Origin of the sequence: Actinomadura rugatobispora (assembly GCF_042656285.1) — a bacterium.
In the GTDB taxonomy this organism is placed as follows: Bacteria; Actinomycetota; Actinomycetes; order Streptosporangiales; family Streptosporangiaceae; genus Spirillospora; species Spirillospora rugatobispora.
Genome location: NZ_JBHSON010000078.1, coordinates 37,788 through 57,914 on the forward strand (window position 1 = coordinate 37,788; position 20,127 = coordinate 57,914).

Genomic DNA, 20,127 nt, shown 5'->3' on the forward strand with positions numbered 1-20,127 from the left:
CTCCGCCCCCCTGCACCCCCCGCCATCACCGCAAGGGGGCTTGTCAGGCCTTCCAGACCATCAGGAAGAGGATCACCAGCCAGAGGATGGCGACCACGCCCGAGACGGCGGCGATGCGGCCTCGTTCGACCTGGGCGATCGCGCCGTCCCGGGCGGGCTTGGGAGGCGCCTTCTTCCTCTTCGCCTCTTCGCCGTTCTCGGAGGAATCGGCGGTGGGCTCGGCGTCGGCCAGCCGCAGCAGGTGGACGGCCTTGCGCTGGTCGCGTTCGACCAGGAACAGCAGGGCGAGCGCGACCACGAACAGCGTCATCGACACCACCAGCCAGATCTCGGCGAGGCGGTCCCGGCCCAGGAGCAGGCCGAACAGGAAGATCCCCAGCGTCGCGAAGCCGTAGATCCGGGTGGTCCGGTTGAGGTGGCCGACCACGACCGTGTTCCCGGCCCGGATGTAGCGCGGGCTGGCCATGGTCGCGGCGGTCAGCGGGCCCAGCGTGAAGATCGCGAAGCCGATGTGCAGGAACAGCAGCAGGCGGTCCATGCCTTCGACCCTAGCGCTCCGTGGCCGGAACCGTACGCTCAGCGGCGGCCGCGGCGAACCCGCAGGTAGTCGCTGACCACGTACTGGCCCAGCCGCTCGGCGTCGGGCGCGAAGACGCGGCCGCCGTTGCGGCGCGCCACCTCCTCCACGAACGACACCAGCCGCCGGTCCTCGGCCAGCATGAAGAAGTTCATGCACGCCCCGCGCCGGGTCATCTTGTCGACCTCGGCCAGGGTCAGCACCAGCGTGTCGGGGGACGGCGGGTAGTCGAACAGCGAACGGCCGTCGGGCCGCAGGTGGGCCGTGGGCTCGCCGTCGGTGACCACCAGCACGATCGGCTCGAAGTCGGGGTGGCGGTCCAGATGGCGGCCCGCGATCATCAGCGCGTGGTGCAGGTTGGTGCCCTGGACCATGTCCCAGTCGAGCCCGGCCATCTCGGTGGGATGCAGGGTGCGGGCGTAGTTGGAGAAGCCGATGATCTGGATGGCGTCCTGCGGGAACTTGCTGGTGACCAGCGCGTGCAGCGCCAGGGTGGTCTGCTTGGCGGCCGCCCAGGTGCCGCGCAGCACCATCGAGTAGGACAGGTCGACCAGCAGGCACACCGCGGCCGCGCTGCGCCGCTCGGTCTCCTGGACCTCGAAGTCGTCCACGCTGAGCCGCACGCCGCCGGACGTTCCGTTGGACGGGGCCGTCGTGAGACCGGCGGCGGGCGCGTCCATGGAGTTGCGGCGGATCGCGTTGCTCACCGTGCGGACCACGTCCAGGGGCTGCTCGTCGCCGAACCGCCACTCGCGGCTGGACCCGGTCAGCTCGCCCGCCTGGCCCGCGTCGCGCTGGTCGTGGTCGCCCTGCCGGCCCGCGGTGAGCTGGGAGAACACCCGGCGGAGCGCGGTGTCGCCCAGGCGTCGGACGGCCTTGGGCGTCAGTTCGAGCTTGCCCTTCTTGCGCTGCAGGTAGCCCTGCCGCTCGAGCTCGGCCTCGATCCGGCGGAGGGCGTCCAGGTCGTCGACCGCGCGGCGGCCCAGGGCGCGCCGCACGGCCTCCTCGTCGATGTCGTCGAGCCGGGCGCCGGGGTAGTCCTGCCCGAGGGCGGCCTCCAGCTCGGCGAGGTCGGCCAGCTCGGCCAGCGCCGAGGTGGCGTCGGCCATGCCCAGCGGCTGGTCGCCCGACATCCGCTCCGGGGTGCCCCAGCCCAGGTCGGGACGGCGGGCGCGGAGGGCGTCGTTCAGCCGGGCCATCTCCATCGCCAGGCCCGCGTCCTGCATGACCTGGTCCATCAGCCCGGCCAGCTCGGCCCGCTGCTCGGGGCTGAGCGAGGCCAGCAGCCGGTCCATCGCGGCGGCCCGGCGGGCCAGCGAGTCGACCAGCTCCTCCAGGTTGCCCGGCCGGTCGGGGAACATGTCCCCGTACTCCTCCATGAACCGGTCGAAGTCCTCCTGCGTGTGCTCGCCGCGGGCGTCCTTCTCCAGCATCTGGTTGAGCGCGGACATCATGTCCTTGACCCGCTCCATGGCCCGCGGGTCCTGGCCTTCCAGGGCCTGCTTGATGCCCTGGAACTGGGAGTCCAGGACGTCCCGCCGCAGCAGGTCCTTCAGCTGCTCGAACGTCGCCCGCGCCGCGTCGGACTTCCAGTCGTAGTCCGACAGCCGCCGGATCGCCTGCGAGGTGTCCTGCGGCAGCGTGTCGAGCTCGGCCTCGCGCAGCCGGGCGTCATCACCCGGATCGGGGAACAGCTCCGCCCGCTCCTGCCCGATCGCGGTGTCGAGCAGCGCCCTGGCCTGTTCCAGCGTCCCGTCCAGGCGGCCCCGATCGCGCAGCGCCCGGCGCCGCTCCCGCACCTGCCGCAGCAGGTCGTCCAGGCCGCGCCGCCCCTCCGCGTTCGGCAGGCCGCGGCGCAGCAGGTCGCGCAGCGCCTCGTCGGGACGGGTGCCCTCCAGGACGGAGTCGCCCATCGCGTCCAGCGCGTCGCGGACGTCGTACGGCGGGGCGAGCGGGTCGGGGCCGTCCTCGTACGCCCCGTACCGGTAGCGGCTCATCGCACTCCCAACTCGCGCATGCTCACATGGCTGCTGCTCACGTGTGGTACGTGGCGGTGCCGTCGCCCCCGCCCGCGACGTCCTTCGACAGCCGGCGGGTGAGGTAGAGGCCCTCCAGGGCGAACTCCAGCGCCGCGGCGGCCTGCTCGGGGGACTCCCCGCTCATGCCCAGCCGCTCCATGATCTTGGCGAGCCCGGGGACCTGGCCGATCCGGCGCAGCAGCTCGGCCGCCGGCACCAGCTCGCCCGACTCCACGATGTCGCCCGAGTCGAACTTGTCGAGCAGCCCGGTCAGATCGGCCGGGCCCAGCGTCCGCCGGTAGGTCTCGGCGACGGCGCGGCGCAGCAGGTGCTCCAGCACCTCCTGCTCGCGGCCCTCCTCGCTGACCTCGAACTCCACCTTGCCCATCAGGGACGGCACCACCGGCGCCAGGTCGCAGACCCGCGCCACCGCCCGCTCCTCGCCGGCCAGCGCGGCGCGCCGCACCGCCCCGGCCGCGACCGTCTCCGCGCCCGCCAGCGCGAACCGCGCCGACACGCCGGACCGGCCGTCCACCGCCGTCGACTCCCGCACCAGCCGGGTGAACCGGGCGATCACCTCGACCAGGTGGTCGGGCACCTCGGCCTGGACGCCGCCGACGTCGGCGAAGTCGGCCTCCTGGCGGATCAGCTCCAGCTCGGTGTCCAGCTCCAGCGGGTAGTGGGTGCGGATCTCGGCGCCGAAGCGGTCCTTCAGCGGGGTGATGATCCGGCCCCGGTTGGTGTAGTCCTCCGGGTTGGCGCTGGCCACCAGCAGCAGGTCCAGCGGCAGCCGCAGCGCGTAGCCGCGGACCTGGACGTCCCGCTCCTCCAGCACGTTCAGCAGCGCCACCTGGATCCGCTCGGCCAGGTCGGGCAGCTCGTTGATGGAGAAGATCCCGCGGTTGGTCCGCGGCACCAGCCCGAAGTGGACGGTCTCCGGGTCGCCCAGCGTGCGGCCCTCCGCCACCTTGATCGGGTCGACGTCGCCGATCAGGTCGCCGACGCTGGTGTCGGGCGTGGCGAGCTTCTCGCCGTAGCGGTCGTCGCGGTGCAGCCACGCCACCGGCAGGTCGTCGCCCGCCTCGGCGGCCAGCCGCCTGCAGCGCACGCACACCGGCGCGTACGGGTGGTCGTTGATCTCGCAGCCCGCCACCACCGGGGTCCACTCGTCCAGCAGGCCGCCCAGGGTGCGGATCAGCCGCGTCTTGCCCTGCCCGCGCTCGCCGAGCAGCACCAGATCGTGCCCGGCCAGCAGGGCCCGCTCCAGATGCGGCAGCACCGTGTCGTCGAACCCGACGATGCCGGGGAAGCGGGACTCGCCGGATCTCAGCCGGCCGAGGAGGTTGTGACGGATCTCGGCCTTCACCGAGCGCTGGATGTGGCCACTGGTGCGCAGCCCGCCCAGTGTGTTCTCACGAGGTTCGGTTGGACGCACGCGATCGACATTACGTCGCCGATCCTCGGAATCGCACCCTCGCGGGGGGATTCCTCGCCGCGGTCCGCCCCCGGAACGTTTGGGTGCCGGAGACGAGAAGGGGGAGACTGGGGGTGTGAAGGATCGCGCGAACCGCACGAGGGAGGCGCCACCGATGACCCGATTCGGTGACGGCCTGGCCCTCGGCCCCGATCTGTCAGCCGCCGCCCGCACCGCGGTGGAGAAGGCCCTGGCCCCGCTGAGCGCGCCGCCCGACCTGGTGTGCGTGTTCGTCTCGGCGGAGGATCCGGACGCGGTGGAGGCCGCCGGGCAGGTGGCGATGGAGGCCGCCGGCGGCGCGGCGGTCGTCGGCTGCAGCGCCAACGGCGTCATCGGCGGCGGCCACGGCATCGAGGAGGCCAGTGCGGTCAGCGCCTGGGCGGCGGTGCTGCCCGGGGCCAGGCTGGAGCCGTTCCGCCTGGAGACCCTCAAGACCGAGGACCGGCTGATCGTCGTCGGCATGCCCGAGGGCCACGTCGACGACGTGGTGGGCGTGCTGCTGGCCGATCCCTACACCTTCCCCGTGGACGCCTTCGTGGAGCGCTCCTCCGAGGCCCTGCCCGGCCTGCCGCTCGTCGGCGGGATGGCCGACGGCAAGGGCCGCGGCGACACCCGGCTGTTCGTCAACGGCGAGGTGTTCGACTCCGGCGCCGTCGGCGTGGTCCTGGGCGGCCCGATCATCGCCGCCACCCTGGTCAGCCAGGGCGCCCGCCCCGTCGGCCCCGACATGATCGTCACCAGGGCGGACGAGAACGTCCTGTACGAGCTGGCCGGCACCCCCGCCCTCGACAAGCTGGAGCAGATCGTGCTCGGCCTGCCCGAGGAGGAGCAGGAGCTCGCCGGGCGCGGCCTGCTGATCGGCGTGGCCATGGACGAGTACGCCGAGGAGCACGAGTACGGCGACTTCCTGGTGCGCGGCGTCGTCGGCGCCGACACCGACAGCGGCGCCATCGCGATCGGCGACGTCGTCGAGGTCGGCCGCACCGTCCGGTTCCAGGTCCGCGACGCCGGGCAGGCGGAGGAGGACCTGGCCGCCCTGCTGGAACGCTTCGACCTGGAGCCGGTCGAGGGGGCGCTGCTGTTCTCGTGCAACGGCCGCGGCCGGGCCATGTTCCCCGACTCCGACCACGACGCCCGCGTCCTGCACCGCGTGTTCGGCGCCGCCGGCGTCGGCGGCTTCTTCGCCGCGGGGGAGATCGGCCCCGTCGCCGGACGCAACCACGTGCACGGCTTCACCGCGTCCATCCTCGCGTTCGGCCCGAGCGGAGACCGATGACCGAACTCCCCGCGCTGGCCGTCGACATCGGCGGCACCAAACTCGCCGCGGCCGTCGTCCACCCCGACGGCCGCCTCGCCTCCCGCGACCGGACCGCGACGCCGAACTCACCGTCCGAGCGCCCGGAGGGCGGTGAGTTGTCCTTGCCGGGAGGTGCGGGGGGTCGTCCCCCCACGGTGAATCGGTCGGTGCAGGACGACGGCCGGGAGGCCATCTGGTCGGCCCTGGAGGCCCTCCTGGACAAGGTGGTCGCGGACGCGGGCGCCCCCGAACTCGCGGGTGTCGGCGTCGGCTGCGGCGGCCCCATGACCTGGCCCGCCGGGGAGGTCTCCCCGCTCAACATCCCCGCCTGGCGCGATTTCCCGCTGCGCGAGCGGCTCCGCGCCCGCTACCCGGGGCTGCCGGTGCGCGTCCACAACGACGCGATCTGCGTCGCCATCGGCGAGCACTGGCAGGGCGCGGGCAGAGGCCACGCCAACGTCCTGGGCATGGTCGTCTCCACCGGCGTCGGCGGCGGCCTCATCCTCGGCGGACGCCTCATCGACGGCGGCACCGGCAACGCCGGCCACATCGGCCACGTGATCGTCGACCCCGACGGCCCGCCCTGCGGCTGCGGCGGCCACGGCTGCCTCGAAGCCGTGGCCCGCGGCCCCGGCCTCGCCGCCTGGGCCCGCGCGCAGGGCTGGCGGCAGGACCAGGCCGGCGACCCCACGGGCGCCGACCTCGCCGAGGACGCCCGCGCGGGCCACCCCATCGCCACCGCCGCCATGCGCCGGGCCGGCCGCGCCCTGGGCCTGGCCATCGCCTCCGCCACGCACCTGTGCGACCTGGACGTCGTGGCCGTGGGCGGCGGCGTCTCCCAGGCGGGCGACCTGCTCTTCGACCCCTTGATGGAGACGTTCGACACCCACGCCCGCATGGCCTTCGCCCGCCGGCTGCGCATCGTCCCCACCGCACTCGGCCAGACCAGCGGCCTGGTGGGCGCCGCGGCGCTCATCTTCCGCGCCCCGCAATACTGGGGGGACCCCCTCGAACCCCCCGCGGGACAGGCGGGCCGATCGCCCGCTCCCCTATAGATTCTGGCTATGTCGCTCGTCAGTGTTGACGATATTCGTGCCGCTCGTGTGATGCTGCGCGACGTCGTCGTGCCCACGCCGTTGATGCATTCGCGTGCGCTGTCCGAGGCCATCGGCGGTCCGGTGTTCCTGAAGTGCGAGAACCTGCAGCGGACGGGGTCGTTCAAGATCCGCGGGGCGTACGTGCGGATCGCGCGGCTCAGCGATGAGGAGCGGGCCCGCGGGGTGGTCGCGGCCAGCGCCGGGAACCACGCCCAGGGGGTCGCGCTCGCGGCGTCCATGCTGGGCTGCAAGGCCACGGTGTTCATGCCGGAGGGCGCTCCGCTGCCGAAGGTGGCGGCGACGCGGGCGTACGGGGCGGAGGTGGTGTTCCCCGGTCCGACCGTGGACACCTGCCTGCAGGCCGCCCAGGAGCACGCGGAGCGGAACGGGGCCGTGCTGATCCACCCGTTCGACCATCCGGACGTGGTGGCCGGGCAGGGAACGATCGGGCTGGAGATCCTGGAGGAGTGCCCGGACGTGCGCACGGTCGTCGGCGCGGTCGGCGGGGGCGGGCTGATGTCGGGGGTGGCGACGGCGCTGAAGCAGGGCGCCGACCACGATGTGAAGGTCGTGGGCGCGCAGGCGAAGCGGGCGGCGGCGTTCCCGCCGTCGCTGGCGGCGGGCCGGCCGGTCCGGGTGGACGTGCAGCCGACGATGGCGGACGGGATCTCGGTGGGGCGGCCCGGTGATCTGACCTATGCCCTGGTGACGGAGCTGGTCGACGCCGTGGTGACGGTGACCGAGGAGTCGATCTCGCAGGCGCTGCTGCTGTGCCTCGAACGGGCCAAGCAGGTGGTGGAGCCGGCGGGCGCGGCCGGGGTGGCGGCGCTGCTGGAGCACTCGTACGCGGTGCGGACGCCGGTGGTGGCGCTGCTGTCGGGCGGGAACATCGATCCGGTGCTGCTGGCGAAGGTGCTGCGGCACGGGCTGGCGGGCGCCGGGCGGTACCTGGTGGTGCGGGTCCGGCTGAACGACCGGCCGGGGGCGCTGGTGACGCTGCTGAGCGAGCTGGCCGAGCTGGGCGTGAACGTGCTGGACGTGATGCACGAGCGGGTGGCCGCGCGCCTCCACGTCGAGGAGGCGGAGGTGCTGATGCACCTGGAGACGCGCGGCGGCGACCACAGCGAGGAGGTGCTCGGCCGGCTGAGGGACAAGGGCTACACCCTGACCCTCAGCTGACCGGCATCCTCAATCGACCGGCCGGGGCGTTCAGAGGGCGGGCTTGCCGGAGGTGTAGACCCACTTCTCGAACAGGTCGTCGAGCTGCTTGCCGGAGATCTTCTCCGCGAAGCGGATGAAGTCCACGGTGGTGACGTTGCCGTCGCGGTTGGCGGCGGGCCATTCCTTGACCAGCCTGGCCCAGTCCTTCTCGCCGATGGCCTTGCGCAGGACGTGCAGGGTCATCGCGCCGCGCTCGTACACGGTCGAGTGGAAGATGTTGTCGCGGCCGGGGTCGGCGGTGAGCGGCTTCCACAGGTCGTTGTCGGCGGGCGTGGCGTAGGTCTCGTCGAAGCTCTGCTGGACGGGCTTGCCGTCGTACTTCTCGAAGTACATCCACTCCGAGTAGGTCGCGAAGCCCTCGTTCAGCCAGATGTCCGCCCAGCGCTCGGGGGTGACGCTGTCGCCGAACCACTGGTGGGCGATCTCGTGCGCGATCAGGTCGGGCCGCGGGATGGTGCCGGGGCGGCGGCCCAGGTCGTACACGGGACGGCCCTGGGTCTCCAGGGCGTAGCCGACGCCCGCCTTCACGGCGATGCCGCCGGTGGAGGTGAACGGGTACTTCCCGAAGTGGCCGGCGAGGAAGTCCTGGATGTCGCCGGTCTGGAACTGGAACGACCTGTGCAGTTCCGGCGTGATGTTCAGCGCCTTGTCGGTGGCGGTGATGTTGGGGTACCCGCTCTTGGTCTTGCCGCTGAGCACGTCGTACTTGCCGATGGCGAGCATGCTGAGCTCGCTGGCCATGGGCTGCCGCATCCGCCAGTGGGAGACCGTCCAGCCGCCCTTGGTGGCCTTGCCGGCGAAGTCGCCGTTGGCGAGGGTGGTGAGGTCCTGGGGCGCGGCCAGGGTGAAGCTGTAGGTGGCCTTGTCGGTGGGGATGTCGTTCACCGGGTAGACGGTGGCGGCGCCGATGGGCTGGTTGAGCATCACCGCGCCGTCGCCGGTGGCGATCCAGCCGGAGGTGCCCAGCGCGGGGTCGTTGATGGTCTGCGGGACGCCGGAGTAGGCGACCGTGACGGTGAACCTCCCGTTCGCCCGCAGGCCCTTCGACGGGGTGATCTCCAGTTCCTGGGCGCCGGTGCGCTTGTAGGCGGCCTTGGCGCCGTTGACCTTCAGCGAGGAGATCTTCAGCGGGCCGAGGAAGTCCAGGTTGAACCGGGACAGGTTCTGGGTGGCGCGGGCCTGGATTCCGGTGACCGCCTGGATCGCCTTGGTGGACGGGTCGTACTTCAGCCCGATGTCGTAGTGGGCGACGTCGTAGCCGCCGTTGCCCATGTCGGGGAAGTACGGGTCGCCGGCGCCCGGCGCCCCCGGGGTGAACCGGGGGGCGGTGGCCCCCGCGGGCACCGCCGACACCAGGAGGCCCGCGGTGGCGGTCAGTGCCACGGCGGCCAGTGCTCGTGGGGTTCTGCTCATCGGCCTCGTCCTTGGGATGACGTCACGTTCGCCCCAAAAATTTCAGCAGCCCGGCCGCCGTTCAAGCGCGAATCGATCTCAATTCGGACCGGTTCGGGCCATACCTTTCGGCTGGGCCGGCCTGGCGGGCTTGCCTCGCTTGTAGAGCCAGTCGTGGACGACGGGCCACAGCGGGCGCCCGGAGATCCGCTCCGCGTGCCGCACGAAGTCCGCGGTGGAGGCGTGGCCGTGCGTGCGCGAAGGCGCCCAGGTACGCAGGATATCGAAGAAGGCGCGGTCGCCCGCGGCGACCCGCACGGCGTGCAGCGTCATGGCGCCGCGGGTGTAGGTCGGGAAGTACTTGAACATCCCCTTGCGGCCGGGCCTGCCCGTCGCCTGCCGCCATTCGGCGTCGTTCCCGGGCCGCGCGTACGCCTTGGCGAACTCCTGGGCGGCGGTCGGGCCGCCGTGCTGCTCGGCCCAGAGCCACTCGGCGTAGGTGGCGAAGCCCTCGTTCAGCCAGATGTCCTGCCAGCGCCGCACGCTGACGGCGTCGCCGAACCACTGGTGGGCGATCTCGTGGACGATCAGCCGGGTGTCGGTCAGCCGCAGGCCGGCGCGCCCCGGGTACACCGGCCGGTTCTGGGTCTCCAGCGCGTACAGCACGGGGACGTCGTCGATGACGCCGCCGGAGGAGTCGAACGGGTAGCGGCCGAACGTCCGGACGCCCCAGTCGGTCACCCGCCCGGTCTCCCGCTGGAACCAGGCGATGTTGCGCTCGACCGACGGGTCGACCGCGGTGAACGTGCGGATGCCGCCGGGGGAGTGGCCGTCCCGGGTCTTGAACCGCCCGATCGCGATCATGGCGAGGTACCCGGCCATGGGCCGCTGGGAGCGCCACCGGAACGTGGTGGTGCCCGGCGCCCGCGCGCCCTCCCGCCCGCTCGGGCCCCGCCTGACCTGCTGCCGGGCGCGGACCGGCTCGCCGTTGGCGACGACGGTCAGCCCCCGCGGCACGGTGATCGTGTACGCGTGGGTGGCCTTGTCGCTGGGATGGTCGTTCAGCGGGAACCAGGTCGCCGACCCCTGCGGCTGCGACAGCGTGACGGCGCCGTCGCGGGTGCGGATCCAGCCGCTGCGGCGGCCGTTGGGCGAACCGTCGTAGGTCACCGCGACCCTGAACCGCGAGCCCTTCCGGAGCCCGCCCTTCGGGATGATCGTCAACTCCTGGCCGGCGCGCCGCCACGAGGCGGGCAGGTCGTTCACGGTGACGTTCCGCACCTGGTTGCCGACGAAGTCGAGGTTGAAGCTGGACAGGTGCTGGGTCGCCGTCGCCCACATCGTGGTGGTCGCGGCGATCCGGCGGCCGTTCGGCCGGTAGTTCAACCGGACGTGGTAGTGGCCGGCGTCGTAGCCGCCGTTCCCGGCCGCGGGGAAGTAGGCGTCGCCCGCACTGGCCGCGCCCGGCACGAACCGCACGTCCGGCGACGGCGAGCCCGGCGGCCGGGCCGTCGCGGACGACGCCGAGGCGGCGACCACGGCCGAGGAGGCGAGGGCCGGGACCATGAGCAGGGAGGCGGCGGACTTCCGCGCCGCAGGCGTGTTCACCACGCGGCCCACCCTGGCGGCCCCTCCGGGACGGCGCGGGCCGCCCGGCCGCGTCTTTCCCGATCCCTTGCCGTTTCCTGGGTGTCGCTTGGAGCGCCCGGACCGGGGCCGGGCCGTCAGAGCTTGGGACGTCCCCGCTCGTACAGCCAGGCGTTGAAGAAGTCGTCGAGCTGCCGGCCCGACACCCGCTCGGACACCTCGATGAACTGCTGCGTCGTCGCGTTGGAGTGGCGGCGCTCCCTGGCCCAGGTCTTCAGGATGTCGAAGAACTTGCCGTCGCCGACCCTGGTGCGCAGCGCGTGCAGCGTCATCCCGCCCCGGTCGTAGACGGTGCGGCCGAACATCTGCGCGCGGCCCGGGTTCCCGGTCGGGACGTCCCACAGCTCGCGGTTGCCGGCGTCGGCGTAGAGGGAGTCGAACTTCTGCTTCACCGTCTGGCCGCCGGACTTCTCGTCCCACATCCACTCGCCGTAGGTGGCGAAGCCCTCGTTCAGCCAGATGTCCTGCCAGCGGGTGACGCTGACGCTGTCGCCGAACCACATGTGCGCCAGCTCGTGCGCCACGATCGACTCGTCGGCGCCGAACGCCCCGTACACCGGCCGGGTCTGGGTCTCCAGCGCGAACCCGACCGTGGCGTTGTCGACCAGGCCGCCGGTGGAGCTGAACGGGTAGGGCCCGAACAGCTTCACGAACTCGTCGGTGATCTGGGCGTTCTTGGCGTGGAACTGGTCGAGCTGGAGCCCGCCGACCGTCGGGTCGACCGCGGTGATGTTGGTGATGCCGCCGGGCGTCTTGCCGGTCCGCACCCCGAACCGGCCGACGTTGACGGTGGCCAGGTAGGTGGCCATCGGCTCCTTGACCCGCCAGGACGTCGTGGTGCGCCCGGCCGCCCCGGCGACCTTCGCGGGCGCGGGCGCCGCGGCGGGGACGATCGGGGGCCCGGTCGGCGGGCCGTCCGTCGGCGTCCCCGTCCCCGGCGGGACCTGGCCCGGCGGGACCTCCTCCTGCGGCGGCGCGCCGTCCGTGCCCCTCACCGGCGTGGTCGGCTCGCCGTTGGCGATCGCGACCAGCCCGTCGGGGACGGTGATCTGGAAGTCGAAGGTGGCCTTGTCGCTCGGATGGTCGTTGCTGGGGAACCAGGTGTGCGCCCCGCTGGGCTGGCAGGCCACGAAGACGCCGTCGGGCGTGCGGATCCACCCGTACCGGCCGAGGATCGGGTCGGCCACCGGCTTCGGCGTGCCCGAGTACCGCACCGTGACGGTGAAGTCGGCGCCCTTCTCCAGCGGCTTGGCCGGGGTGACGACCAGCTCGTCGGCGTCGTGCAGCTGCTGCGCGGCGGCCCCGTCGACCTGGACGCCGGACACCTGGAGCCCGGTGAGGTCGAGGTTGAACCGGCTCAGCCGCTCGGTGGCCTTCGCCCTGATCTCGGCGGTGCCGTCCAGCTCCCGGGGCCCGCCCGGCGTGATCGCCAGCCGCAGGCCGTAGTGCTGGACGTCGTAGCCGCCGTTGCCGTTGCCCGGCGTGTACGGGTCGCCGGCGCTGTCGGGCCCGGACGGGCCGGTCGGCTGCCCGGGCCCGGCGTTCGGCGGCGGGCCGCCGCCGCGGTCGCCGCGCAGGTCGATCTGGCAGGCCGTCAGCGCGCCCGCGACGGCGAGGGCGGCCAGGCCGGCCGTCCCGCGCCGGGCGATGCCGGGCGCCCCGCGGCGGTCGCTGAGGATGCCGCGGCGGGGGCCGCGCGAGGGGGGAGGCGTACTTCCGGCCGTATCCACGGTGCCCAGACTGCCCGGAGTGGGCACTCTGGGCAACTCAGATGCATCCCGTGCCCGGGTTCGGGGGCGCGCGAGGCCGGGGTCATGACCTGGAACCGTTCCCCCGGCCCCGCGAGGCCCGGCCCCAGGTTCACCGGGCCCGGCGGTCACGGACGGTCACAGGTTGCCGCGGAGCGCCTGCTCCCGCTCGATCGCCTCGAACAGCGCCTTGAAGTTGCCCTTGCCGAAGCCGAGCGACCCGTGCCGCTCGATCAGCTCGAAGAACACCGTCGGGCGGTCCTGGACGGGCTTGGTGAAGATCTGCAGCAGGTAGCCGTCCTCGTCGCGGTCCACCAGCACGCCGCGCCGCTGGAGCTCCTCCACCGGCACCCGCACTTCGCCGATCCGGGCGCGCAGCTCGGCGTCCTGGTAGTAGGAGTCGGGGGTGGCCAGGAACTCCACGCCCGCGGCCCGCATCGCGTCCACCGAGGCCAGGATGTCGTTCGTGGCGAGCGCGATGTGCTGCACGCCGGGGCCGCCGTAGAACTCCAGGTACTCCTCGATCTGCGACTTCTTGCGGCTCTCGGCCGGCTCGTTCAGCGGGAACTTGACCTTGCGGGTGCCGTCCGCGACGACCTTGGACATCAGCGCCGAGTACTCGGTGGCGATGTCGTCCCCGACGAACTCGGCCATGTCGGTGAAGCCCATGACCCGGTGGTAGAACCCGGCCCACTCCTCCATCCGCTCGACGTTGCCGACGCAGTGGTCGACCGCCTGGAAGTTCCTTCTCTCCGGCGGCGCCACGATCGGGTCCGCGGCGGTGAAGCCCGGCAGGTAGGCGCCGGAGTAGTTGGAGCGGTCGACCAGCGAGTGCCGCGTCTCCCCGTAGGTGGCGATCGAGGCGACCACGACCTTGCCGTGCTCGTCCTCCAGGACGTGCGGCTCCTCGATCCCCGTGGCCCCGTTGGAGACCGCGTGCCGGTAGGCGGCCTCGGCGTCGGGGACCGCGATGGCCAGGTCCACCACGCCGTCGCCGTGCTCGGCGACGTGCCGTCCCAGGTCGGTGCCCGCCCGCACCGGCCCGCGGAACACGAACCGGGCGCCGCCCGACTCCAGTACGTGCACGGCCTCGTCGGGGCTGCCGTTCTCCGGCCCGCGGTAGGCGACCCGGCGCATCCCGAAGGCGGTCGAGTAGAAGTGCGCAGTCTGCTTGGCGTTGCCGACGGCGAAGACGACGGCGTCCATGCCCTTGACCGGAAATTCGTCCATGCGCCCAATCTCGACAGGCGGCTACAGACTGCGCAAGAGTGACTTGATTCAGTGGACAATCTGTAGAGTCGATCACCGTAAGAAGGGGACGATCTGTACAGGATGCCCAGGGCGGCGCACAGGTGGGGGCGGTACCGGTGATCGACGAACTGGACGGGCGGGTGATCGCGCTGTTCGCCGCGGAACCCCGGATCGGGGTGCTGGAGGCGTCCCGGCGGCTCGGGGTCGCCCGCGGCACCGTGCAGGCGCGGCTCGACCGGCTGGTCCGGGACGGCGTGATCCGCGGCTTCGGCCCGGAGATCGACCCGGCCGCCCTCGGCTACGGCGTGACCGCGTTCGTCACGCTGCAGATCAGGCAGCCCGGCGGGCACGATCCGGTCGCCGAACGGCTCGCCGGGGTGCCCGAGGTGATCGAGGCGCACACCATCACCGGCGGCGGCGACATGCTCTGCCGGGTGGTGGCCCGCAGCAACCAGGACCTGCAGCGCGTCATCGACATGATCGTCGGGGTGCGCGGGGTGGAGCGGGCGTCCTCGGTGATCTCGCTGGCCACCCAGGTGCCGCAGCGCACGCTCCCGCTGGTGGCCGCCGCCGCCCGCGCCAAGCGCCCGACCGCGCGAGGCCATGAGAGGCTATGAGGGGGCCGTCAGAGGGCGGCCCACGAGCTTGAGGCGTGTCTCGAAGCGGCTTCCGGTACCGCGCGAGCGCGCTACCTGGCCGGTGGGGCGATGCCGGAGGCGAGCCTCACCGGCCAGATCGCGAAGCGATGTCGCGCTCGCCCAGGCTCGGTCAGGGTGCGAGCCTCCAGGCGAGGGCCCTGGGCCGGGGCTGCGAGAACACAGCCGGCGGGCCTGGCACGGCCGGGATGGGGCCCGGGGCGCGGGATGCTCGCGGCCCCGGGAAAAGCCTAGGAACCCGCGTAGGGGGTGGCGTCCAGGATCTCGACCGTCATGCTGCGGCCGTTCGGCAGCGAGTAGGTGGCCTTGTCGCCGACCTTCTTGCCGTTGATCGCCGCGCCGAGCGGGGACTTGGGGGAGTACACGTCGATCGGGGCGCCGCTCTCCTCCCGCGAGGCGAGCAGGAAGGTGACCTCCTCGTCGTCGCCCTCGAAGGCGACCGTGACGGTCATGCCGGGACCGACGACCCCCTCGGTGCGGGGGGCCTCGCCGACGCGCGCGTTCTCCAGGATGCCCTGCAACTGGAGGATGCGCCCCTCGATCTTGCCCTGCTCCTCCTTGGCCGCGTGGTAGCCGCCGTTCTCGCGCAGGTCGCCCTCCTCCCGCGCCGCCTCGATCTTCTGAGCGATCTCGATGCGGCCCGGGCCCGACAGGTGGTCCAGCTCAGCCTTGAGCCGGTCGTACGCCTCCTGGGTCAGCCAGGTGACGTTGTCAGCGCGGGTCTCGGTCACGGGTACTCCTCATCCACATGTTGCGATCCTCGCTCGTCCCGGGCGGGAGGAGCGACACATCGACATGAAGTGCGGCCGGGTGAAACCTCTAGCCTATCCGGTGTGTGCGGGTAAAGGTTCCCTGAACACCGCGCACGCAACCCGCCAAACCAGGCCGGGCTTTCACCAGGTCGCCGGTGTTCTCCGGCCGCCGTCAGACCTTGCGGCAGTCCTTGACGCGGGCGCCGGTGGCGCGCTTGGAGGTCCGCAGCGTGTCGGTCCGCTGAATCTTCTCGGTGCCCGCCGGGACGGTGATCTCGGACGAGGCGACGATGGCGAAGTCGGTGTCGAAGGCGTCCACCGTGCAGCGCACCACGTCCTCCCGGGACTTGGCCACGGCGTAGGTGACCTGCACCGACGAGTCGTTCTGTATGACGAACGTGATGGTCTGGGCGGCTATTCCCGGGGTGTTGTTCGCATGCCCGACCACGACCGCCCAGCCGGCCGCCATGACGACCGCGAGCAGGCCGATGAGCGCGTAGCCGAGCGGGCTCCCGCGCCGCCGCCCGCCCTCGGGGCCGCCGCCGTCGCCGGAGGGGCCGTCCCCGGCCGGGGCGCCGGGGCCGCCGCCGGAGAGGCCGGGCCTGCGGCGGCTCCTGGTGTGACGCTCGTGGACATGCCGGGAATCTCCATGCGGGACGCGGACGTTGTCAGGGACAATTCTCTTCCGTAGAGACGCGTGCCTTGCACCGGGGGCCGCTCATCACGGTGTGTACTGGCAACCCGTGCCATTGATTGCCGAGAGTAACTGAGAGGGAGTACCTCAGGTGTCCGAGCCCATCGATGCGCCCATCGATCATGCGACGCTCGACCCGTGCGGAGGTCCCGGCGAGCGGCTGCGGCTGATGGCCGTGCACGCCCACCCTGACGACGAGTCGAGCAAGGGCGCGGCCACCATGGCCCGCTACGTGGCCGACGGGGTAGAGGTCCTGGTCGTCACGTGCACCGGCGGCGAGCGCGGCGACATCCTCAACCCCGCGATGGACCGTCCCGAGGTCAAGGAGAACATCGGGAAGGTCCGCGAGCAGGAGATGGCGCGGGCCCGGGAGATCCTGGGGGTGCGCCAGTCCTGGCTGGGCTTCGTCGACTCCGGTTTCCCCGAGGGCGACCCGCCCCCGCCGCTGCCCGAGGACTGCTTCGCCGTGCAGCCGCTGGAGGTGGCCTCGGAGCCGCTGGTACGGGCCGTCCGGGAGTTCCGCCCGCACGTGATCCTGACCTACGACGAGAACGGCGGCTACCCCCACCCCGACCACGTGAAGTGCCACGAGGTGTCGGTGGAGGCGTTCGAGGCGGCCGGCGACCCCGACCGCTACCCGGGCACCGGCGAGCCGTGGCAGCCGCTGAAGCTCTACTACCACATGACCTTCCATGAGGAGCGGATCCTGGCGCTGCACGCGGCGATGGAGCGGGTCGGGCTGGAGTCCCCGTACGCCGAGTGGATCAAGCGGTTCGAGGACGCGCCGGCGCCGCGCTGGACGGTCACCACCCGCGTGCCCTGCGCCGAGTTCTTCGAGATCCGCGACAAGGCGCTGCTCGCCCACGCCACCCAGATCGACCCCGAGGGCTTCTGGTTCGCCTGCCCGATGGACGTCCAGCGCGAGGCGTGGCCGACCGAGGACTACCATTTGGCCAGGTCCTTGGTCGACACCGAGCTGCCGGAGGACGACCTGTTCGCCGGCGTCCGGGAGAAGGTGTGTTTGTAGTGCCCGTACTCGCCATTCCGCTCAACGACGACACGGTGACGCCGGGCTTCCTCGGTTTCGGGGTGTTCCTGGCGCTGCTGATCGCGACGATCTTCCTGATCCGTTCGATGAACAAGCAGATCGGCAAGATCCAGGCCCCGCGCGAGGCCGACCTCAAGCAGCAGGCGTGGGAACGCGCCCAGGCCGCGCAGGACGAGGCCGCCGACCGCGAGCCCGAGGCGACGCCGGAGGTGACGTCGGCCTCCCCGTCGGGGAAGGACGACAAGCCCTCGGGCTGAGGTCGGGGCGCTGATTGGGGCGCGTGCGGGCCGGGGACGATCCCGGCGTGCGCGCGAACTCCGATGATCTCCGCCGTGACCCGCCGCCCGGTGCGGCCGGGCTGCCCGGCCTGCTCGCCGTGCATCCGGGCGGCTCGTTCGGCACGGGTGCCGCGGCCGCGCTGGCCGGCCGTTCCGAGGACGAGACGGGGGAGTTGCTGGACGCCCTCGTCCGGCGCGGCCTCCTCGCCGTGGACGAGGAGGGGCGCCACCGCCGTTTCCGCAAGCCTTCGGACGAGCCGACCGGGCGCGCCCCCTCGCCGGACGAACGGGACGCGGCGCTCGGCCGCGTTCTCGACTGGTACCTGTCCGGTGTGGCCGCGGCAGATCTGACGCTCGGGCCGGGCCGGTGGCGGCTCGGCCCCGCGTACGAACGCGTCCACCCGCTGGACGCCAAGGACGACGCGTGGGAGTGGCTGGAAAGCGAGCGCGCCAACCTGCGCGCCGCCGTCGAGGCCGCGCACGCCCACGCCCGGGACGAGCACGCCTGGTGGCTCTGCGAGGCCCTCTGGCACCTCTACCACCTGCGCGGCCTGTACCGCGACTGGATCGACACCCATGAGCTTGGCGTCGCCTCGGCCGTGCGCTGCGGAGACCCGCGCGCCGAGGCTCGGATGCGGACCCAGCTCGGGTACGCCCTGCTCGGCCAGGCTCGGGCCGGGGACGCCGTACGCGAGTTCACCGCGGCACGGGACGCCGCCCGCTCCGCCGCGGACGGTCGCGGCGAGGAGGAGGCGGCGGAGGCGCTCGGCCGGGCGCTGCTGGAGCAGGAGCGGCGGGACGAGGCGTTCGAGGTCTTGGAGACCGCCGTCCGGCTGGCGGAGGGGACCGGCGACCGGCGCGCTCTCCTGTCGGCCCGCCGCCACCTGGGCGGGGCGGCCGGCGACGCCGGCGACCAGGCCCGCGCGATGGAGCTGCTGGGGCCGCTGCCGGACGACTTCCTCGCGCTCGACCCGCCCGACCGCTACGGCCGGGCCCGCGCGCTGACCGGCCTGGGCCGGGCGTACGTGCGCGCGCGGCGGCCCGACACGGCGATCAACTTCTTCGGCCAGGCGCTGGTGATCATGCAGGCCGAGCGGGCGGTCGAGCGGCAGGCGGGCCTGTGGTGCCGTTTCGCCGACGCGGCCCGCGTCCGCCGCGATCCCGACGCCGAGCGGGCCGCGCTGGCCGAGGCGCTCCCGCTGTACGAGGCCGTGGAGAGCCCCCGGGCCGCCGCCGTGTCCGCCCGCCTGGAAGACCTGTCCTAGCGCCTGTCTCGAAGTGGCCTCAGGTGCCGCGCGAGCGCGTTACCTGGGCGGTGGTGCGATGCCGGAGGCGAGCGTCACCGGCCAGATCGCGAAGCGATGCCGCGCTCGCCAAGGCCCGGTCAGGGGCGAGCCGCGTGGGCCGGGACTTTGAGACACAGCCTAGCGTCTGAGATCGGGGTCACGCCTTGCGGTGGTCCCAGCTGACGACGCGGTCCGGCTCCATCACGATGATGACCCGCTTGGCCATGGCCTGCTCGATGCCCTCGGCCAGAGCCGGGTCGATCGGCTCGCCCATCTCCGGCACCGGCAGCCCGGCCATCCGGGAGCCGACCACGGCCCCCACCTTCGAGCGGACCGCCGGGTCCTCGATCACCGCGCCCTTGCCGTACAGCGCGACGCCGCGCAGTTCGTTGTACTCCCCGCCGTCCTCGACCAGGCAGGTCATGGTCGGGTCGCGGCGCAGGTTCAGGACCTTCTGCGAGGTGCGGTACGTGGAGAAGGCGATCTTCCCGTCCAGCAGCGCGTAGAACATGGTGACCAGATGCGGTTCGCCGTCCTTGCCGATCGTGGCGACCTGGACCTTGTGGCTCGCGTGCAGGAAGTCGGCGACCTCCTGCTCCGTCATCTTGATCTTCTCGCGCTTGTTGCTGCCCACGGGGCCTCCTTCGGTGCGGCGGCGGCGACGCGGCCAGAATAACCAGGCGCTTACGCGGGGGGCCGACCGGCACCATGGGGGCATGTCGGTCCGCGAACTGATCGTGCTCGGCTCCGCCAGCGCGGTGCCCACCAAGACCCGCAACCACAACGGCTACCTGCTGCGCTGGGACGGGCATGGCCTGCTGTTCGACCCCGGGGAGGGGACGCAGCGGCAGATGACGCACGCCGGCGTCACCGCCTCCGACCTCACCTGGCTCTGCGTGACGCACTTCCACGGCGACCACTGCCTCGGCGTCCCGGGCATCGTGCAGCGCATCGCCCGGGACGGCGTGGCGCACCGGGTCGACGCCGCGTATCCGGAGAGCGGGACTGTGTACTGGCGGCGGCTCCGGCACGCGGCGGCGTTCCACGACACCGAGGTGATCCGCGAGCAGCCGGTGTCCGGTGAGGCGACGCGGCTGGACACCGGCGACGCCCCGTTCACCCTCACCGCGCGGCGCCTGGACCACTACGTCGAGGCGTACGGCTACCGGCTGGAGGAGCCGGACGGGGTGACGATGCTGCCCGCCGAGCTGGCGGCGCGCGGCGTCCGCGGACCGCTCGTCCGGCGGCTCCAGGAGGACGGGGCGGTCACCGCCCCGGACGGGCGCACGGTCACGCTGGAGGAGTGCAGCGTGCGGCGGCCCGGGCAGAAGGTGGCGTTCGTCATGGACACCGGGCTGTGCCCGGCGGTGTACGAGCTGGCCGACGGCGCCGACCTGCTGATCATCGAGTCCACGTTCCTGGACGAGGACGAGCCGCTGGCCCTCGAGCGCAAGCACCTGACCGCCGGGCAGGCGGCCGCGGCCGCCGCCGCGGGCGGGGTGCGGCACCTGGTGCTGACGCACCTCTCCGAGCGCTACGGTGACGCGGACGAGGAGCGGTTCCTGCGGCAGGCGGCGGCGCGGTTCTCCGGGGAGATCACGCTGGTGCACGACCTGGACCGGGTGCCGGTGCCGCGGCGCCGCGCCGTCGTGCGGCCGCGACCGGCCGAATAGGTGCAAGACGGGCGGGGA

General features: G+C 72.7%; 18 protein-coding genes. 8 read left to right on the forward strand and 10 right to left on the reverse strand.

Annotated elements, in window-relative coordinates:
• Positions 1-43: 43 nt before the first annotated feature.
• Genes ACFPZN_RS40720 through ACFPZN_RS40730 form a run of 3 tightly spaced genes read right to left on the reverse strand, consistent with a single transcriptional unit; the run spans position 44 to position 4,030 of the window.
• Positions 44-538, reverse strand: coding sequence for a hypothetical protein (locus ACFPZN_RS40720; protein WP_378287930.1), 495 nt, complete (start codon positions 536-538; stop codon positions 44-46).
• A gap of 38 nt (positions 539-576) precedes the next feature.
• Positions 577-2,574, reverse strand: a complete 1,998-nt coding sequence (locus tag ACFPZN_RS40725; RefSeq protein ID WP_378287931.1) for a vWA domain-containing protein — start codon at positions 2,572-2,574, stop codon at positions 577-579.
• A gap of 37 nt (positions 2,575-2,611) precedes the next feature.
• Positions 2,612-4,030: a magnesium chelatase gene (locus ACFPZN_RS40730; RefSeq protein WP_378287932.1), complete on the reverse strand. Its 1,419-nt coding sequence runs from the start codon at positions 4,028-4,030 to the stop codon at positions 2,612-2,614.
• Positions 4,031-4,184: 154 nt separating this feature from the next.
• Here ACFPZN_RS40730 and ACFPZN_RS40735 point away from each other — a divergent pair, with 154 nt between their 5' ends.
• Genes ACFPZN_RS40735 through ilvA form a run of 3 tightly spaced genes read left to right on the forward strand, consistent with a single transcriptional unit; the run spans position 4,185 to position 7,642 of the window.
• Positions 4,185-5,345 (forward strand): FIST signal transduction protein, encoded by a 1,161-nt coding sequence (locus tag ACFPZN_RS40735; RefSeq protein WP_378287933.1) that lies wholly within the window; start codon positions 4,185-4,187, stop codon positions 5,343-5,345.
• Entirely contained in the window at positions 5,342-6,421 is a 1,080-nt protein-coding gene (locus ACFPZN_RS40740) for an ROK family protein (RefSeq protein WP_378287934.1), read from the forward strand. The genes ACFPZN_RS40735 and ACFPZN_RS40740 overlap by 4 nt, the downstream gene beginning before the upstream one ends.
• Before the next feature lie 9 nt (positions 6,422-6,430).
• Positions 6,431-7,642, forward strand: coding sequence for a threonine ammonia-lyase (gene ilvA / locus ACFPZN_RS40745; protein ID WP_378287935.1), 1,212 nt, complete (start codon positions 6,431-6,433; stop codon positions 7,640-7,642).
• Positions 7,643-7,672: 30 nt separating this feature from the next.
• On the opposite strand, the gene ACFPZN_RS40750 is transcribed toward ilvA, so the two are convergent.
• The 4 genes from ACFPZN_RS40750 to hppD all read right to left on the reverse strand — a co-directional run bounded on the left by ACFPZN_RS40750 (position 7,673) and on the right by hppD (position 13,701).
• Positions 7,673-9,097 carry a M1 family metallopeptidase gene (locus ACFPZN_RS40750; protein WP_378287936.1) on the reverse strand — a complete coding sequence of 475 codons (1,425 nt, stop codon included), beginning with the start codon at positions 9,095-9,097 and terminating at the stop codon, positions 7,673-7,675.
• A gap of 78 nt (positions 9,098-9,175) precedes the next feature.
• Entirely contained in the window at positions 9,176-10,687 is a 1,512-nt protein-coding gene (locus ACFPZN_RS40755) for a M1 family metallopeptidase (protein ID WP_378287937.1), read from the reverse strand.
• Positions 10,688-10,800: 113 nt separating this feature from the next.
• The gene (locus tag ACFPZN_RS40760) at positions 10,801-12,453 is read right to left on the reverse strand and encodes a M1 family metallopeptidase (RefSeq protein WP_378287938.1); all 1,653 of its coding nucleotides are present in this window, start codon (positions 12,451-12,453) and stop codon (positions 10,801-10,803) included.
• Positions 12,454-12,609: 156 nt separating this feature from the next.
• The gene (gene hppD / locus ACFPZN_RS40765) at positions 12,610-13,701 is read right to left on the reverse strand and encodes a 4-hydroxyphenylpyruvate dioxygenase (RefSeq protein WP_378287939.1); all 1,092 of its coding nucleotides are present in this window, start codon (positions 13,699-13,701) and stop codon (positions 12,610-12,612) included.
• A 137-nt stretch (positions 13,702-13,838) separates the two neighbouring features.
• Here hppD and ACFPZN_RS40770 point away from each other — a divergent pair, with 137 nt between their 5' ends.
• On the forward strand, positions 13,839-14,339 hold the full coding sequence (locus ACFPZN_RS40770) for an Lrp/AsnC family transcriptional regulator (protein WP_378287940.1): 501 nt from the start codon (positions 13,839-13,841) through the stop codon (positions 14,337-14,339).
• A 269-nt stretch (positions 14,340-14,608) separates the two neighbouring features.
• Here ACFPZN_RS40770 and greA read toward each other — a convergent pair whose 3' ends face one another.
• Together greA and ACFPZN_RS40780 are read right to left on the reverse strand one after the other, a co-directional pair.
• Positions 14,609-15,109: a transcription elongation factor GreA gene (greA, locus tag ACFPZN_RS40775; protein WP_378287941.1), complete on the reverse strand. Its 501-nt coding sequence runs from the start codon at positions 15,107-15,109 to the stop codon at positions 14,609-14,611.
• 193 nt (positions 15,110-15,302) lie between these two features.
• A complete protein-coding gene (locus ACFPZN_RS40780) occupies positions 15,303-15,809 on the reverse strand; it encodes a DUF4307 domain-containing protein (protein WP_378287971.1) in 507 nt (168 codons plus the stop codon).
• A gap of 184 nt (positions 15,810-15,993) precedes the next feature.
• On the opposite strand from ACFPZN_RS40780, the gene mca reads away from it, so the two are divergent.
• The 3 genes from mca to ACFPZN_RS40795 are packed head-to-tail and all read left to right on the forward strand — an operon-like array spanning position 15,994 to position 18,415.
• Entirely contained in the window at positions 15,994-16,851 is an 858-nt protein-coding gene (mca, locus tag ACFPZN_RS40785) for a mycothiol conjugate amidase Mca (protein ID WP_378287972.1), read from the forward strand.
• Positions 16,851-17,129, forward strand: a complete 279-nt coding sequence (locus ACFPZN_RS40790; protein ID WP_378287942.1) for a hypothetical protein — start codon at positions 16,851-16,853, stop codon at positions 17,127-17,129. The genes mca and ACFPZN_RS40790 overlap by 1 nt, the downstream gene beginning before the upstream one ends.
• 47 nt (positions 17,130-17,176) lie before the next feature.
• Positions 17,177-18,415, forward strand: coding sequence for a hypothetical protein (locus ACFPZN_RS40795; protein ID WP_378287943.1), 1,239 nt, complete (start codon positions 17,177-17,179; stop codon positions 18,413-18,415).
• A gap of 178 nt (positions 18,416-18,593) precedes the next feature.
• On the opposite strand, the gene ACFPZN_RS40800 is transcribed toward ACFPZN_RS40795, so the two are convergent.
• Entirely contained in the window at positions 18,594-19,070 is a 477-nt protein-coding gene (locus tag ACFPZN_RS40800) for a pyridoxamine 5'-phosphate oxidase family protein (RefSeq protein WP_378287944.1), read from the reverse strand.
• A gap of 82 nt (positions 19,071-19,152) precedes the next feature.
• On the opposite strand from ACFPZN_RS40800, the gene ACFPZN_RS40805 reads away from it, so the two are divergent.
• Positions 19,153-20,109 (forward strand): ribonuclease Z, encoded by a 957-nt coding sequence (locus ACFPZN_RS40805; protein WP_378287945.1) that lies wholly within the window; start codon positions 19,153-19,155, stop codon positions 20,107-20,109.
• Positions 20,110-20,127 lie beyond the last annotated feature (18 nt).

Bases quoted from the DNA above. Each gene is read 5' to 3' on its own strand.
- ACFPZN_RS40740 (WP_378287934.1), top strand. From the start codon at position 5,342: ATGACCGAACTCCCCGCGCTGGCCGTCGACATCGGCGGCACCAAACTC.
- ACFPZN_RS40735 (WP_378287933.1), top strand. From the start codon at position 4,185: ATGACCCGATTCGGTGACGGCCTGGCCCTCGGCCCCGATCTGTCAGCC.
- ACFPZN_RS40750 (WP_378287936.1), bottom strand. From the start codon at position 9,097: ATGAGCAGAACCCCACGAGCACTGGCCGCCGTGGCACTGACCGCCACC.
- ilvA (WP_378287935.1), top strand. From the start codon at position 6,431: ATGTCGCTCGTCAGTGTTGACGATATTCGTGCCGCTCGTGTGATGCTG.
- mca (WP_378287972.1), top strand. From the start codon at position 15,994: ATGGCCGTGCACGCCCACCCTGACGACGAGTCGAGCAAGGGCGCGGCC.
- ACFPZN_RS40720 (WP_378287930.1), bottom strand. From the start codon at position 538: ATGGACCGCCTGCTGCTGTTCCTGCACATCGGCTTCGCGATCTTCACG.
- hppD (WP_378287939.1), bottom strand. From the start codon at position 13,701: ATGGACGAATTTCCGGTCAAGGGCATGGACGCCGTCGTCTTCGCCGTC.
- ACFPZN_RS40725 (WP_378287931.1), bottom strand. From the start codon at position 2,574: ATGAGCCGCTACCGGTACGGGGCGTACGAGGACGGCCCCGACCCGCTC.
- ACFPZN_RS40805 (WP_378287945.1), top strand. From the start codon at position 19,153: ATGTCGGTCCGCGAACTGATCGTGCTCGGCTCCGCCAGCGCGGTGCCC.